This is a genomic window from Coprococcus sp. BIOML-A2, from assembly GCF_009875795.1.
Taxonomy (GTDB): domain Bacteria; phylum Bacillota; class Clostridia; order Lachnospirales; family Lachnospiraceae; genus Coprococcus; species Coprococcus aceti.
The window spans coordinates 184,668-198,973 of record NZ_WWSI01000001.1 but is presented as its reverse complement, the minus strand read 5'-3'; the positions used below and the strand labels follow the sequence as shown (position 1 = coordinate 198,973).

The window sequence follows — 14,306 nt, the reverse complement described above, 5'->3', positions numbered from 1 at the left end:
CACAGCTGACACCCTGGTTATGGGCAGGCAGGACGAAGGAAGTTAGGACCTCTGGAGACAGAGATGATCCTGGTGGATATAGGAGGTTAGCTGCCATAGAGGGATGGGTATACACAAGGCCAGTAAAGCGTGAGTCAAAGACGTTTTATTTCGTATACCTATAAACCGCTATTTCAGTACCTGATACATCGGAATGCTCATAGCTCCGGCTTATTCACTGAGATATATAAGGCTGAAAAAACCTATAATTTCAACAAAAAAGACTTGATTATATGAGGAGGCATAACTATGCTAAACAAAAGTATTAGACCTACGAAAGCAGATATTATTGGAATACAGAAAATTATTGAGAACGATATGCGCGTCGAGAAATCCCCGAGCGAAGCTTTGTTTTTTGCGTATAAAGATGCCGCAGAAGATATTCCAGACTGGAACACAATTAAAAAGCTGAAATTTAATGATGATGATAGTGAAGTCGATGATCAGTCATGTGGTGGAACAATGAGCTTTACTGTTGATGAGAAGGATTTTAATATTGTCGTTGAAAGTTTGAAACAGCAGCTTGGTATCGAGAAAGTAAGAATTTCATACATGACGAGATTATGCATACTTGCGGCAAGAAAAAGACTTGTTCCTGCAGAGAGGGAAGAGAAGGTTGTTAAGGTACAGAATATAGATGGAGTTGAGCTTTTGCGTAGGGTAAATGAGACGGCAGCAAGGTTGATCCAGTCAGGAAACATAGAAAAAATAGTGGAATTTCTAGAGAGGTAGAATATGGCGAAAAATCGAAAAACGATAACATTCAGGAGCAAATATGGTCAGTATGCATATTTAAAAATAAATTTAACAGAAGGTGATAATAATTATGAGGTGCGGCTAGATAAGATAATTACATATATGGATAAATATTTTGATAAAGAGCCTTATAGAAGTAAGACGCGCTTTGATGATAAGATAACTGCCTTTCTGGAGGAAGAGTTAATTAAAGAAGGTAAAAAGCGATATGCAGAAGGGTGCAATGCGTGCAGAACATTCAATAATTATTTTAAAGCATTAATAAAAAAAGATAAATCAAAATATGATCACAAGAAATGTATCTGCCTGATCAAAGATATGGAGCTTTTCTTTAATACACAGTTTCTGAGTGATCCACAGGAAAGTTTAAGTAAGAAAAATCAATACATAGATTCATTACTTAGGCCTTTAATTGACATAATGGTCAATTCGAATTTTTTTTACTATATACCACATACAACTGAAGCGTTAGGGTACAAATGCTACTGGAACCAGGTAAACATGATAGAGAAAAACATTGAAATATTGTTTAAAGATGAGGATAAAAATGCATATGCACTGTGGCAGGAAATTATGGAACCATTTAGGCGTATCATTGGTGATGGAGATAGTGATGACAGTTATCCAGGCGGTGATTTCCCGGGAATTACATCAAGTCTCTGGTTGGAGGCGAATCCTGCCATAGGCTATTTTGATTGTGTATATGATATTGCAGAAACGGATTATGAATTATATGAACAGATTATCAATGGTAACTATAAAAACATTAATTTTAATTTTACGATTGGAAGTAGTAGAGACGAGGTGGAAAAGCAGGTAGCACAAAGACGAGACTTCTTTAGGACTAAGGGCGTGGACGAAGATGCAAAGAATAACTTTGAAAAAGAGATGCAATTGTTCTATATCGAATTTGAAAAGACTTATTTGAATATACTAGAACAAAGACTGAAAATAAAAAGTTAAATAATAGTGAAAGTATCTCAGTATGGGACGCCAAAAAGTTGGACTTTTTTAGCGTAGCAGTTTTGATGGCTGCTACGCTATTTGGGGGAGCCAAGATGTACTATGTATTCAACAGGGCTCATGCGTAGGATCTCTCACCTGTTTCCGGGCAGATACATGCCAGTCTCTCATTCGACAAGCAACAGCCGAAAATGAGTTAGAAATCATAACCGTCGTTTACTTCGTTCTTGTCATCTTCATCGTAGTCACCAAGCATTTCGTCGTAATAATAGTTGATAGCCTCAGATTCAAATTCTTCAAGCAATTCATTCTCGTCACATTCATTATAGATTAGTGACTCATAATTGATATCCTCTCTCGCAGGTCTAATCTTGTCTAACATAGTTATGCCTCCTTGTAATAATTGTAGCTGTTTGTGTTAAATGTATTGTAACACTGTTTTTTCGAATTGCAAGCATTATTTGTAATTTATATATACATTTGTAATCTTTGTAGCACTATGCTCTTTTGAGGTGCTTTTTGTTTGTCCATTGTAGAAGCATATTTGTCCATTCACGCCCGAATATTTCAGAGTAAAGTATATGTACGGTATATATTCTTGGAGATATGGCGATGCGTGGAATACAGGAAGAATTGATTGCATTTTGCTGGTGGATATGGGAGGTTTTACAATGAGTAGGAGTTATAAGCACACACCAGTATATAAAGTTGGTGGTAAAACGAAATACGCCAAGAGACAGGCAAATAAGAAGATTCGTCGTTCTGTGAAAAATAATATTGAAGATGCGTATTCCGGTAAATCTAATTATTATCGTAGAGAGTATGGCTCGTGGTATATTTGGGATTATAGATTTTGGGGAGAACCAATATGGAGGGAGGAATCGCCACGGAATATAAAGGAAAAATTATGGGAGAAGTGTTATAAGAGAAAGTGAGATATGATGATTCGCCACATGAACCATTATCCGGGATGTGTTCATGTGGCTGCAACATTGGTCGTATCGAATCAGTGTATGCCGTTCTCCACGCAATAGAGATACCAATCTATTATGATTATGTATTCGTGTGCACGTTCTGCTGACTTTTGTTCAGCTCGGCCTACGTAGATAGCCGAGTACTCTACCCCTGCTGCATTTCTAAACCTGTGAAGTGTTGCTCCACCCTTTAGCCTTGGGGAAGTATGATACACCTCATGATCTGAATCTAGATTTTTGGGGTATGGCAAGCGCAAGCAAGAGGCAGGGATAGTTTCCACGTAGGTCAGTGGCTCGTAATCGACATTGATGTTAACATTCATGAATATCCTCCTTTATCATAATTTGCTTAAATTTTACCCCAAAACATAGGTAAGCGAGCGGACAAATATGCTTCTACAAAGGACAAACAAAAAAGTATCTTGAGGTGCTTTTTGATTAAATTGTCCATTCTACATTCAAATAATTATTTATAATTTATTGGTAAAAGACTGTTAAAGACATTATATTGATAAAACGATAAGTATAAGTATGGAAGTAAATTTACCTACTAACAATCGTAGGACTAAGACAAATTCATGGAATGAATGTGATAAAAATGAGTTGCTTAAACTTAAAGAATTTGAGGTGGAGGCTATGGAATATTACGATGAAAGGAAGTTAAATCCATCTATCAGCGAATATTTAAAGGATTATGCATGGTCTGAAGAAAAAGAGTATGAAGTTGAGGAAGATTACATTAAGGCGGGGAGACTTTTTCTGGAAATAATGGGATACTGCTGGCTGTAATTGGACACACAAGTAATAGAGGGAGGAACTTTTATATTGCACGTGCGAAAGGAGAAGAAGAGAATGGGGAAAGATTTTATCGATGAATTTATACCGTCAAAAGATACAAGAGCTTACCTGCATAGCATTCATTATGAATTCACGGATTTGGAGAAGGCAACGATTGTTGCAAACCATATTATGATTTCATATGAAGAAAAAGTAAAATGGCTAAATAATTTTATGCACCAAATATCTGATGACGCGTTAAAAGATAGAATATCAAAGGCATTAGAGAATTTATCTTATAATGAATCTTTTTTTGACTTTGTATTTATTCCACATGACTTTCGACATGGGGATATTGTAAGATGCCTCTATGGTGACTGGAATACAACTGAGTTTTGTGAAAAAGTAGGAATAATTCTCAATTATTCTGATAAAGAATATGAGTTCTATAAAAATGTTAAAGGGGATTATTCAGATGTTCAGGTTTGTGTAGATATTAAGTTTGACGGAGCAGCTTATCAGGGAGAGTTTGAACACGAGCACATTAATCCAATATACATTGAGCGTATAACTTTAAATGAAAAAGATGAAAGAAGGGCATATCTCAATTATCTTACGAATTTATATAGCAAAAAGGATGCTATGGGTGAAACCGATAATAATAAGCCTGAATATGCGGGTGGTTCAGATGATTTATTAGAGCAAAGATATCTTGGTAATTATATCCCGGTTCAAGATGAGGCTACTGGTAATTGGTGTGTGCAGATGGGATATGGTTTTGAAAGTGGAGATGTAAATTATATTGCAACGGAGTTCTCTGGAATGGGGTTAATATATCATTTTATGTATAATGGCGAGATGGATCACGTCCATGGATTCGATAGCGTGTTAGCTATGGTTTTGCAAGATCCGGAACATGTAGATATCGTAACGGACTATGGTGAATATTCAGAACAAGCAATCAAAATGGTGAAAGGAATAAAGAGGGCAGTGGCATTTGTACAATCACATCACAGATCTATGACCAACGAAGAACTACGTAAAAATAGATTAGAGATAAAGAATAAATGAGAAAATAATTATGGGAACAAATGAAGAATTGCCAAGGATGCTGATGCCTGTTTAGTAAACGAGTATTCCGGTGACGCTGAAGGAAAGGTCATCTTTCACATGGGGGTAAAGACTGAAAACATTATAGAGATTGATAAAAATAGCAGAGACGAACTATACTACCCCCAATCTACATTGAGAGCCTGGTATGATGATATGAAGGAAAGATTGCTGGAAGATTATTATAGTGGTAGGGGGCATATACATGTATCATTATATTATTGCTGATATACACAATTCGATAAAAGCGTTTAATAGGATAATAGGCCAGATAGCCCCCTCAGTGCAGGATGAAATCGTCCTGCTTGGGGATGTCTTTGATCGCGGAGGGGAGAATCCAGATCCAGTTGGCGTTTACTTTAGCATTTTGAGGCTAAGCATGCATGTAAACGTGAAGTGGGTTCGAGGTAATCACGACCACATGCTCGCGGAGTATATTTATTCTTACTATGGAATGGTTGAAAAGAAGAGATGCAATATACCACCATATCAATACAACTCGTTTGATCTGATGAAGGATAGACTTGCTCCAGTGGACATGCAGGACTTGGCTGATTTAATAAAGGGGCTGCCCCTGCAGATAGAGATCAATATTGGATCAAAGAAATATCTTCTTGCGCATGCCATGACATTTGATCCGGCACTTGTAGAACAGGACGATACGTTGTATCTGGAAGGTCTTTATGACATGGAAGAGTATTGGCACCAGGGCGTGAAAGGGTATGTATCACTTGTAGGCCATACAGATTCAAGCTATCAGTATAACAATTCACATGGTAGATATCTTGATGGACAACATTCAATTTGGACGAATGATTTGGAAAATGTGTACATGCTGGATTGCGGATGTGGTCTGTCAAATGGCCGGCTTGCATGTATCTGCCTGGAAACAGGTGAGAGATTCTATGCATGAATTGGGCAGTCAAGAGCTTAATAATAAAATTGATCACACTTATGTGTCAGACACACAAGGTGTCAGGTGCAGATGAACGCCACATGAACTCACCTAAGCATTAATCAGGGATGCGTCATGTGGCTGGAATTACTGGTCATATTGGATCAACGTATGCCGTTGAGAATCCAATCTTTGATAATCATGTCCTCATGCTCGCGATAGGCTGATGTCTGCTCGAGTGCACCTATATAAATACCTGAGTATTCTGTACCGTCTGCCACTTTAAAACGGTGAAGCATGGCCCCACCTCTCAGAGGGGGGGTGGTTAGGAAAACATGATGGTCTGAATCCTGGAAGGGAAAGCAATCGGCAGGAATGGTTTCCCAGTAGACTAGCGGTTCGTAATTAATATCAACATTGATATTCATGATATCCTCCTTTATCTTTTTGCTTAATCATACACCAAAATATAATAAGCGAGCGGACAAATATGCTCTAGACTGGACAAACAAGTATCTTGGAGGTGCTTTTTGATTAAATTGTCCGTTATATATAGGAATTTGTCTGTTAGCAAAGCATATTAAGTATTTATAATTTAAAATAGTATAGAGATGGAGCAGGTACAAAATGAGACGCAAGGTGTCAGGTGCAGATGAACGAGAGATGAACAGAACATGAATAAATATGTTCATGTGCTATGGAAAAAGAGTTATAAAAGAAAGTGAGATGATACACTATGGCAATTCAATTTAATGAGCTTAGGCAATACTTAGCAAGAAACGTTAGGTTGTCAATTTGTTTTGAGAATGGGTATTACCACAATTATCTGATGATTTCAGATGTTCCGGCTGAAAAGTATAAGAATCTATATGTTTATGGAGTTGGAATGATCGACGTAGAATTTAGTATGGATGTGTACGCTGATCCAAAGGATTTGGATGGCGTAATCACTTCAACAAAAGATGATACTATAGAACCTGCGATTGAGATTGTTATTCATGAAGCTCCGCGCAATATAGAAAGAAAAGCAGAAGATGTTCTTTTGTTCAAAGATATTAAACCGTACTTACAGATAGGTAGGAATTTTGCTGTCGTTAACAGAGAAGACTGGTCATACAAAGTATATGAATATCGAAAAGATATCCCTAGTAATTATGATGACATGTTTTTATATGGCATAGGCATGGAGGATAATTCGGATGAAAGTGATAAAAATATTATAAAAATGTTAGAAAAAAGAAAGTGTGATTCTTACATGAACAAGCAAATGGTAATTGTTCTGTCAAATACAGCGCGGACAGATATTGACGCAGTATAACTGTAAGACAGGTCATACAGATTCAAGCTACCAGTATAATAATCCACATGGTAGATACCTTGATGGACAACATTCAATTTGGACGAATGATTTGGGAAATGTGTATATGCTGGATTGTGGCTGTGGCTTGCCAAATGGTGCTCTGGCGTGTATATGTCTGGAGACGGGCGAGAGATTTTACGCATAGCATAAATTAACCGGTCAGGGGGCAAGGATGAAAGGGGAGATTCACATATGGGAAAAAAGATAAATATTGAAGCGAGTGATGAACCTTGTATGTTCCAGTTCTTTAAAAAGTATATACACCAGACAGACAAGAACGAATTTTATTGTGATAACAGGGTTGTTGATATCAGTAACCCTAATCCGGGAGTAGTTGTTGATTTTAAAAATATTGATCACACTTATGAGGTATTTGCAGTACTTGGAAATTATTGGGGCGGATGGAACTCGACGCCGACAGCAGCAGAGATGTATAATAGAGCTAAGGAATGGCAAGAGCGATTTGGCACGGAGATAGTTGGATTATCATATAACAGCGTTGATTTTGTATTGAACCGAAAGCTATCTGATATAGAAATAGAGGATTTGATCAAAGAATGTGAGGACCTTCATGCAGATGCGGTTTGTAGCGGCGGATATGAAGAAATGCGAAAAATAATAAGAGAAAAAGGAGAGCTTCATATATGGTGGGATTAATATTATAAATATTTGGGAGGCGATTTAAGTGTCTACATATGTAATTTCAGATATACACGGAATGTACAGTAGATTCATCGAGCTTTTGAATAAGATCAAATTGAGGGATACGGACACTCTGTATATTCTGGGCGATGTTCTGGACAGGGGGCCAGATCCGATCAAAACATTGCTCAAGATAATGAGCATGCCAAATGTGATATGCATGCTTGGCAATCACGAGGACATGGCGCTTGACTGTCTTAAGTTTTTTATGACTACTGAGATAACGGAGCAGTCATTGGCTGGAGTATCTGAGGAGATGTTGGAGAATCTTGTGACTTGGCAGTATAATGGCAGCAAGACGACCATAGACGGGTTTCGGACACTGGACAGAGCGACGCAGCAAGAGATCATTGACTTCATAGAGGATATGCCAGAGATAGAGGAGATATCGGTAGCTGGTCAGAAGTATCTACTTGTGCACGGCGGACTAGGAGATTTTTATCCGGGTAAACCGATCGAGAATTACACGATTGAGGAACTCATATGGGCAAGCGCGGAGTATGATATTCAGTATTTTGACGACACTTATGTTGTGACAGGCCATACCCCGACACAGGGCATACCGGGTAATCCCAGACCTGGATACATATACAGACAGAATAATCATATCGCCATCGACTGCGGTGCGGTGAGAAGAAGCGGGCGGCTTGCGGCGATAAGGCTTGATGACGGAAAGGAATTCTATACAGGAGACTGATGTTCAAGAGAACAGGGAGGAGCGCTTATGAGGATATATTGTATGAGTGATATACATGGCTGTATGGCAGAGTTCGAGGACGCCTTAGCATTGGTGAGAGATCATCTGGATGAGCCTGATACTATGCTTTGCCTGCTTGGGGACTACATTCATGGAGGCACAGATGGTTATGCAGTCCTTGATAGGATAATGAGTCTGCAGAAGGAATATGGACCTGATAAGGTAGTTGCTCTTATGGGTAACCATGAAGAATTTGTCCTTCTGGGCGATTCAAGTATAACCCGGCTGATCGGAGTCTTTGATGATGACGCAGATGATGCCCGGGAACATGATGATGACAGATATATAAGATGGATCGAGAATCTTCCGAGGTATTTTACAGAGGGGAACACGATATTTGTCCATGCCGGTATCGATGAGGAAGCTGGTGACATGTGGGAATGGATGACCAGCGAGGACACTTATGTTAACAAATACCCAGCGGAGACTGGGAAGATAGAAGGTCTTGATATGAAGGTCGTAGCCGGTCACGTTGGCACAGCCGAAATAGCCGGGGATCCAAGGTTCCACGATATTTATTATGATGGTGATTCTCACTATTACATTGATGGAACGGTGTTGGACAGCGGCATTATCCCAGTCCTTCTGGTCGATACAGATGAGGACAAATATTACAAAGTCACGGAGTCAGGCGAATGGCTTGTGCATCCATTTACTTCTTAGTTTTTCCCATATCATCCTGACCACATAAGGAATCAGAATAACAGGAATTGCCAGATATGCCAGGAAGCTATAAGCCTTTTGTATGAGAGTCAGTAGACCGAACTGTGCAATTCCGAAGTCGGCAAGGCAGCAGATCAGCGCAGCTATGATCTCTTTGCGGGTTATTCGGGCTGAGCCTGCAGCAGGACTGTTGGCAGGTTTAACGGATTTTTGGCTGCAAATTCTTGCGACCATTGCGGCTACCATATTCACCGCGGTGGACACGGCACCTAGTATTATAAGAACGGAGATGAGCGGTGTCAGGAATCGACTGCCCACGCCGCTTTGAACCATGAACAGAGTAGGCACACTCTGTTTTGCCATGTCAGGATTTGATGCCACAGTCATTATTCCAAGAACGACAACGGTCATCATGATTATATTTATCACGCATCCTATTCCCATGCTTTTTACCGCGTCCTTCGGTTTGTCAAATGATCTGGCATGCTGCACGAATACAGCTACATTTGCAAGCTGGAAAGTCCCGTACAGGAATGCGGAGTAAAGTGCCTTGCCAAGAGGAAATGCGTCGGAGTTCATGGTCGATGCGGTCTGGCTGATCTCATGTGAGCTCGCGATGATATTCGGAATGTACACGATGAGCAGTCCGACGATGATGCATATGGATAAAACGGATGCAACTCTGCGCACCAGGTCAGTTCCGAATATGGCAACTATGAATATAAATACGCCTATGACGAGTGTACAGACAAGATATGGCAGACCTGTCAGAGTGCTCAAGGTCGCGCCGCCTGTAGCAAATGCCACTGCAGGCGCGACACACATGACACAGATGTACAGCACTTCGAAGAGATTTGAGAATATAGGGGCAAATCTGCCATAGAGGGCATTGTTGTATGAACGGTAGTCATAGACTTCGTGTTTTCTTGCAAAATACAGGCAGTATGCGAAGAATACCGCATTGTAGATCATGGCGATGGCTGGCGTGATGAGACACCAGACTCCATAGCGTACATAGTAGCTGTATATCTGGGCGCCTGATGCGAAGCCGCCGCCAAAGTGGGTGGTGAACCACACAAAGGCAACTCCTAATATTATGGAATATTTACTTTTCGACTGCGTTGATTTCTCCATTATGTGATTCTCCTGTCATTGAATATCAGCTTATTCTTTGTTCCTCATATCAAGTTCGTTCATAGCCTTGACCAGCATATCTCTTGTCACCTTGTATGGATAATGTGCCACATCGGACATATCCGGTATGCGATTCATGGTTTCTTCCCACTCTTCTTCCGTGATCTCTATGTCATTCAGGCATACCGGGAGATGTATGGCTTTGTTGAGCTCGTATACTTTCTCGAATTCATCCATTTGTCCATCAACAATAAGTGCGATCAGGACGCCAAATCCTACAACTTCACCGTGAAGATGATTTTTCTCTATGACAGGGTAATTGGTCAGCGCATAGAATATGGCGTGGGCCAGACCGCTGTTGTAGTCCGGGGTGCAGTCCTTTGTGAGGAAGATAGAGGCAATGCCGGTGGTCACCACTATGGAGAGGATGACCTGTTCAACGTCATACGTGCACAGCCCTTTCTGATGATCGGCAAATGCTTTGGGCCCGTAGGACAGCAGTGGATCCCGGCACATACGGCTTACGGCAACTCCAATCGATGTGAAATGTTCCAGGCGTTCATCCCTGGAGGATATGGTCGATTCGTAGTATTTCGCATAGGTGTCACCTATGCCGGCCCACATATAGCAGCTTGGCGCCTTGGCGATTATCTCGGTGTCTATGAACGCATGCATGGCCGGTCTTATAAAGAAGTGCGGCTTCAAAAATGTGCCATCCGGATTGTACATGATGGATACCGATGTACAGGCAGAGCAGTTGGATGCGATGGTTGGAAATGTAAATACGGGTTTGTCGTCAGTTATGCACAGGCATTTGACTGTGTCCAGTGCCTTGCCGCCACCGACTCCAAATACCATGTCGGCCTGCTGATAGACAGGGAGTGCGCGAAGACGCTCCACATTGTCGTAGGTACAGTCTGCTCCGAACAGTTCCTTTCCAATTATAGTAAGTTTTGTCTTGGCGACAGCCGCAGCTATCTTTTGGTAGGCGGCAGCTAGAGCTTTTTCCCCGCCGATTACCAGCACGGTGCGACCGTAAGATTCACATACAGGTCCGATCTTGCTGTAGATATTGCAGCAAGGGTGAATATATGATACAATGTCCGAAAAGTCGGAAGAAGCAGGGGGACATATTTTGAAGGTATATGAGAAGATATTTGCAAGGCTTGACGAACTGAGTATGAGCCAGTCAGAGCTTTCGAGGCGAACGGGGATTTCAACCAGCACGATAAATGACTGGAAAAAGAAGAAGATCAATCCACAGGCGGACAAGCTGGTTGTTATCTGTAAGGCACTTGACATGTCATTGGCAGAGCTTCTTGGAGAAGACGGGGCTGAGAACAGCAGCGTCGATTATAGTGCTGATGAGAAATATCTCATTGAGTGTTATCGCAGATCGGATAATTATGTGAGAAAGCATATGCTCAGATATATGGAGCTTATTGACAAGACAGAGAGAAAAGCGACCGGGACACCACAGAGAAATGTTGCCGTTATACAGGATGTGGATGGGAATAATATTGTGTTTATCAATGATATTATTTTTATGGGTAAGCAATCAATAAAGTGGAACGATGTGGAAGCATATTTAAAAAGATTTGTTGGAGAATTTTATTTGATTTCAGATACGGAAGATGAGATTTATATAGGGGCTGATTTGCCGGATGAGTATGCACATTCAGAATATACCAGAGTATTGAAAGGTGCAAATGCTAAGGCAAAAGCGAATGCCGCCCAGGGAATACCAGAGCTTATTGAAATTGCAACAGAAAAACGGCATACAGAAAATTCGAAGAAAAAGCACGAAAAAGATGCAAAATATGGTTGGTATAGGTATGAATCCCGCTTTGCTTTGCCTGTGTACAGTGAGCGTAGAGAAGTAATAAGATATAATGTTTATCATGTGGCAATGATTATAAGGCATAGCGAGGATGGAAAAAAATATTTATACGATATTATGAATATAAAAAAAGAAACGGGTAGCCTTTTCCAGTCAGATGACATTACTCAGTAGAAAACCCATTTCTTAATGGAATAAGAATAAAACATGCTACAGGAAAAGTCAACAGTTATATTGCGGAAAGGACATAGATTGGATTTACAGGAGACATTAAAACACTATTTTGGATATGACAGTCTGAGATCAGGACAGCGGGAGCTTATAGATGGAATACTTGCAGGAAGGGATGTGCTTGGAATTATGCCAACCGGAGCCGGTAAGTCGCTTTGTTATCAGTTGCCGGCTTTGTTGATGGGAGCTGCCGGTAGGGGAGTGACAATAGTTATCTCACCGCTCATATCACTCATGGTGGATCAGGTTAAGGCACTGAACCAGGCGGGAGTTCACGCTGCGTATATCAATAGTACATTGACAGAAGGACAGATCAGAAAAGCTTTGGAATATGCCGGACAGGGCAGATATACACTCATGTATGTTACCCCGGAGAGACTTGGCACTGCGCAGTTTCTGGATTTTGCCGGCAAGGCAAGTCTTGCAATGGTGACAGTTGATGAGGCTCATTGCATATCCCAGTGGGGACAGGATTTCAGACCAAGCTATCTGGAAATAGCGGATTTTATAGATAAGCTGCCAGTGCACCCTGTTGTGAGTGCGTTTACCGCTACAGCAACAGATATAGTAAGGCGGGATATCGTCCAGAATCTTAGACTTGAATCTCCTGTCACGATTGTCACAGGATTTGACAGACCGAATCTGTTCTTCAAGGTTGTGAACAGGAAAGGCGGACGTGAGACGGACAACAGTGTATTGAACTATGTCAAGAGACATGAGGGAGAGAGCGGGATCATATATTGTGCTACCAAGAAGAATGTGGAGAAGGTACACGAATTGTTGGTGGCACATGGAATATCTGCCGGTCGGTATCATGCCGGATTATCGATGGAGGAGCGCAAGAGGAGTCAGGAGGATTTTACATATGACAGGCTCAGTGTGATGGTGGCGACAAATGCATTTGGCATGGGTATTGATAAGTCAAATGTGAGGTATGTGCTTCATTATAATATGCCGCAGAGCCTTGAGTATTACTATCAGGAGGCTGGAAGAGCCGGACGTGATGGTGAGGAAGCGGAGTGCGTACTGTTCTTCTCAAAGCAGGATATCATGATAAACAAGCGTTTGCTGGAACATAAGGTCAGTTCTGCAAATGCAGGCATAGACGATGATGAACTGCGGGCAAATGACCAGCGGAAGCTGAATCAAATGATACGTTATTGTGAAACGGATCAGTGCCTGAGACAGTATATACTGAGGTATTTTGGAGATGAAAGCCCTTGCACATGTGACAAATGCAGTAATTGTGTTGTGACGGAGGAAGAGACTGAGCAGTCATACATAACAGACAAACGTGCTGTGAAAAAGATGGCGGTGATGGCTGATCTGACAGATGAGGGAATGGAACTGTTTGAACTTCTCCGGGCTGGACGCCTGGAGCTCGCAAGGAAGCAGAATGTGCCGCCATTTATCATTTGTTCGGATAAGACTCTCAAGGATATGTGCATTAAGTTGCCGAGAAACAGTGAGGATATGAAGAACGTATATGGTATGGGAGTGCAGAAGACGGAGAGTTATGGAGAGACATTTGCAGAGATTATAGACGAATTCTGCCTTGCACATACGGAATATGTGGAGAGCATGAAAGCGGAAGCTTTGGATTCTGACAATCCTGGTGACTTAGGGACACAAGGTGTGGAATCGGAAAAGCAGCGCAGAAAAGAGAAAACAGTCAGGAAGAAAGAGTTCTATATTGATCCGAACATGCTTGATGATGTGGAGATCGTCGATGAATGTATTGTTTCTGAGCTGGCGAATCGTATAAATGAACTGAATCAGAAACAGGGAATCACAGGCATGAAAAAGCTGACAGCGGCATTTATCAATGGTCTGCTACAGCAAAATGGCTACATTGAAGAACTGGACATGGATGATGGCAGCAAGACGAAGCGGGTTACCTCAAAAGGGGCGGAGATTGGAATCCGTGAGGAAGAGCGGAAAGCGAAGTTTGGCAGAAGATACTATGCAATCACACATAGCAGGGAGAGCCAGAAGGTGATAATAACTCTGCTTAAGGAGTATTTTTCACAGGATACGGTGAGGGAATAGTGGAGTGAGAAAAATATTATTCATCTTAAAGGGATCGAAATCGATACGTTTAAAAA

17 protein-coding genes are annotated in these 14,306 nt (G+C 41.1%); 12 read left to right on the top strand and 5 right to left on the bottom strand.

Features of this window, described 5'->3' with window-relative positions:
* The first annotated feature begins 288 nt into the window (after window positions 1–288).
* A complete protein-coding gene (locus tag GT575_RS00900) occupies window positions 289–771 on the top strand; it encodes a hypothetical protein (protein ID WP_161171308.1) in 483 nt (160 codons plus the stop codon).
* A 3-nt stretch (window positions 772–774) separates the two neighbouring features.
* Window positions 775–1,758 (top strand): hypothetical protein, encoded by a 984-nt coding sequence (locus GT575_RS00895; protein ID WP_161171307.1) that lies wholly within the window; start codon window positions 775–777, stop codon window positions 1,756–1,758.
* 196 nt (window positions 1,759–1,954) lie between these two features.
* Here GT575_RS00895 and GT575_RS14845 read toward each other — a convergent pair whose 3' ends face one another.
* Complete coding sequence (locus GT575_RS14845) at window positions 1,955–2,140, bottom strand: hypothetical protein (protein ID WP_192934936.1); 186 nt, start codon at window positions 2,138–2,140, stop codon at window positions 1,955–1,957.
* 289 nt (window positions 2,141–2,429) lie between these two features.
* Here GT575_RS14845 and GT575_RS00890 point away from each other — a divergent pair, with 289 nt between their 5' ends.
* A complete protein-coding gene (locus tag GT575_RS00890) occupies window positions 2,430–2,693 on the top strand; it encodes a hypothetical protein (protein WP_161171306.1) in 264 nt (87 codons plus the stop codon).
* A gap of 71 nt (window positions 2,694–2,764) precedes the next feature.
* On the opposite strand, the gene GT575_RS00885 is transcribed toward GT575_RS00890, so the two are convergent.
* Window positions 2,765–3,055 (bottom strand): hypothetical protein, encoded by a 291-nt coding sequence (locus tag GT575_RS00885; protein WP_161171305.1) that lies wholly within the window; start codon window positions 3,053–3,055, stop codon window positions 2,765–2,767.
* 208 nt (window positions 3,056–3,263) lie between these two features.
* On the opposite strand from GT575_RS00885, the gene GT575_RS00880 reads away from it, so the two are divergent.
* The 3 genes from GT575_RS00880 (at window position 3,264) to GT575_RS00870 (ending at window position 5,532) form a co-directional block, all read left to right on the top strand.
* On the top strand, window positions 3,264–3,521 hold the full coding sequence (locus GT575_RS00880) for a hypothetical protein (protein WP_161171304.1): 258 nt from the start codon (window positions 3,264–3,266) through the stop codon (window positions 3,519–3,521).
* A 63-nt stretch (window positions 3,522–3,584) separates the two neighbouring features.
* Window positions 3,585–4,580 carry a hypothetical protein gene (locus GT575_RS00875; RefSeq protein ID WP_243147794.1) on the top strand — a complete coding sequence of 332 codons (996 nt, stop codon included), beginning with the start codon at window positions 3,585–3,587 and terminating at the stop codon, window positions 4,578–4,580.
* 244 nt (window positions 4,581–4,824) lie between these two features.
* Complete coding sequence (locus GT575_RS00870; protein WP_161171302.1) at window positions 4,825–5,532, top strand: metallophosphoesterase; 708 nt, start codon at window positions 4,825–4,827, stop codon at window positions 5,530–5,532.
* A 146-nt stretch (window positions 5,533–5,678) separates the two neighbouring features.
* On the opposite strand, the gene GT575_RS00865 is transcribed toward GT575_RS00870, so the two are convergent.
* Window positions 5,679–5,942: a hypothetical protein gene (locus GT575_RS00865; RefSeq protein ID WP_161171301.1), complete on the bottom strand. Its 264-nt coding sequence runs from the start codon at window positions 5,940–5,942 to the stop codon at window positions 5,679–5,681.
* A 308-nt stretch (window positions 5,943–6,250) separates the two neighbouring features.
* On the opposite strand from GT575_RS00865, the gene GT575_RS00860 reads away from it, so the two are divergent.
* The 4 genes from GT575_RS00860 (at window position 6,251) to GT575_RS00845 (ending at window position 8,996) form a co-directional block, all read left to right on the top strand.
* The gene (locus tag GT575_RS00860; RefSeq protein WP_161171300.1) at window positions 6,251–6,832 is read left to right on the top strand and encodes a hypothetical protein; all 582 of its coding nucleotides are present in this window, start codon (window positions 6,251–6,253) and stop codon (window positions 6,830–6,832) included.
* Window positions 6,833–7,066: 234 nt separating this feature from the next.
* Window positions 7,067–7,531, top strand: coding sequence for a DUF4253 domain-containing protein (locus GT575_RS00855; RefSeq protein ID WP_161171299.1), 465 nt, complete (start codon window positions 7,067–7,069; stop codon window positions 7,529–7,531).
* A gap of 28 nt (window positions 7,532–7,559) precedes the next feature.
* Window positions 7,560–8,273 (top strand): metallophosphoesterase, encoded by a 714-nt coding sequence (locus GT575_RS00850; protein WP_161171298.1) that lies wholly within the window; start codon window positions 7,560–7,562, stop codon window positions 8,271–8,273.
* A 27-nt stretch (window positions 8,274–8,300) separates the two neighbouring features.
* A complete protein-coding gene (locus tag GT575_RS00845) occupies window positions 8,301–8,996 on the top strand; it encodes a metallophosphoesterase (RefSeq protein WP_161171297.1) in 696 nt (231 codons plus the stop codon).
* On the opposite strand, the gene GT575_RS00840 is transcribed toward GT575_RS00845, so the two are convergent.
* A complete protein-coding gene (locus tag GT575_RS00840) occupies window positions 8,961–10,130 on the bottom strand; it encodes a YkvI family membrane protein (RefSeq protein ID WP_161171296.1) in 1,170 nt (389 codons plus the stop codon). The genes GT575_RS00845 and GT575_RS00840 overlap by 36 nt on opposite strands.
* 30 nt (window positions 10,131–10,160) lie before the next feature.
* Window positions 10,161–11,189: an iron-containing alcohol dehydrogenase family protein gene (locus GT575_RS00835; protein WP_334296676.1), complete on the bottom strand. Its 1,029-nt coding sequence runs from the start codon at window positions 11,187–11,189 to the stop codon at window positions 10,161–10,163.
* 76 nt (window positions 11,190–11,265) lie between these two features.
* On the opposite strand from GT575_RS00835, the gene GT575_RS00830 reads away from it, so the two are divergent.
* Complete coding sequence (locus GT575_RS00830) at window positions 11,266–12,144, top strand: helix-turn-helix domain-containing protein (protein WP_243003511.1); 879 nt, start codon at window positions 11,266–11,268, stop codon at window positions 12,142–12,144.
* 78 nt (window positions 12,145–12,222) lie between these two features.
* The gene (locus GT575_RS00825) at window positions 12,223–14,250 is read left to right on the top strand and encodes a RecQ family ATP-dependent DNA helicase (protein ID WP_161171295.1); all 2,028 of its coding nucleotides are present in this window, start codon (window positions 12,223–12,225) and stop codon (window positions 14,248–14,250) included.
* Window positions 14,251–14,306: the final 56 nt, after the last annotated feature.

Excerpts from the sequence above, each read along its gene's own strand:
- GT575_RS00900 (WP_161171308.1), top strand. The coding sequence starts at position 289 with ATGCTAAACAAAAGTATTAGACCTACGAAAGCAGATATTATTGGAATA.
- GT575_RS00895 (WP_161171307.1), top strand. The coding sequence starts at position 775 with ATGGCGAAAAATCGAAAAACGATAACATTCAGGAGCAAATATGGTCAG.
- GT575_RS14845 (WP_192934936.1), bottom strand. The coding sequence starts at position 2,140 with ATGTTAGACAAGATTAGACCTGCGAGAGAGGATATCAATTATGAGTCA.
- GT575_RS00890 (WP_161171306.1), top strand. The coding sequence starts at position 2,430 with ATGAGTAGGAGTTATAAGCACACACCAGTATATAAAGTTGGTGGTAAA.
- GT575_RS00885 (WP_161171305.1), bottom strand. The coding sequence starts at position 3,055 with ATGAATGTTAACATCAATGTCGATTACGAGCCACTGACCTACGTGGAA.
- GT575_RS00880 (WP_161171304.1), top strand. The coding sequence starts at position 3,264 with ATGGAAGTAAATTTACCTACTAACAATCGTAGGACTAAGACAAATTCA.
- GT575_RS00875 (WP_243147794.1), top strand. The coding sequence starts at position 3,585 with ATGGGGAAAGATTTTATCGATGAATTTATACCGTCAAAAGATACAAGA.
- GT575_RS00870 (WP_161171302.1), top strand. The coding sequence starts at position 4,825 with ATGTATCATTATATTATTGCTGATATACACAATTCGATAAAAGCGTTT.
- GT575_RS00865 (WP_161171301.1), bottom strand. The coding sequence starts at position 5,942 with ATGAATATCAATGTTGATATTAATTACGAACCGCTAGTCTACTGGGAA.
- GT575_RS00860 (WP_161171300.1), top strand. The coding sequence starts at position 6,251 with ATGGCAATTCAATTTAATGAGCTTAGGCAATACTTAGCAAGAAACGTT.
- GT575_RS00855 (WP_161171299.1), top strand. The coding sequence starts at position 7,067 with ATGGGAAAAAAGATAAATATTGAAGCGAGTGATGAACCTTGTATGTTC.
- GT575_RS00845 (WP_161171297.1), top strand. The coding sequence starts at position 8,301 with ATGAGGATATATTGTATGAGTGATATACATGGCTGTATGGCAGAGTTC.
- GT575_RS00840 (WP_161171296.1), bottom strand. The coding sequence starts at position 10,130 with ATGGAGAAATCAACGCAGTCGAAAAGTAAATATTCCATAATATTAGGA.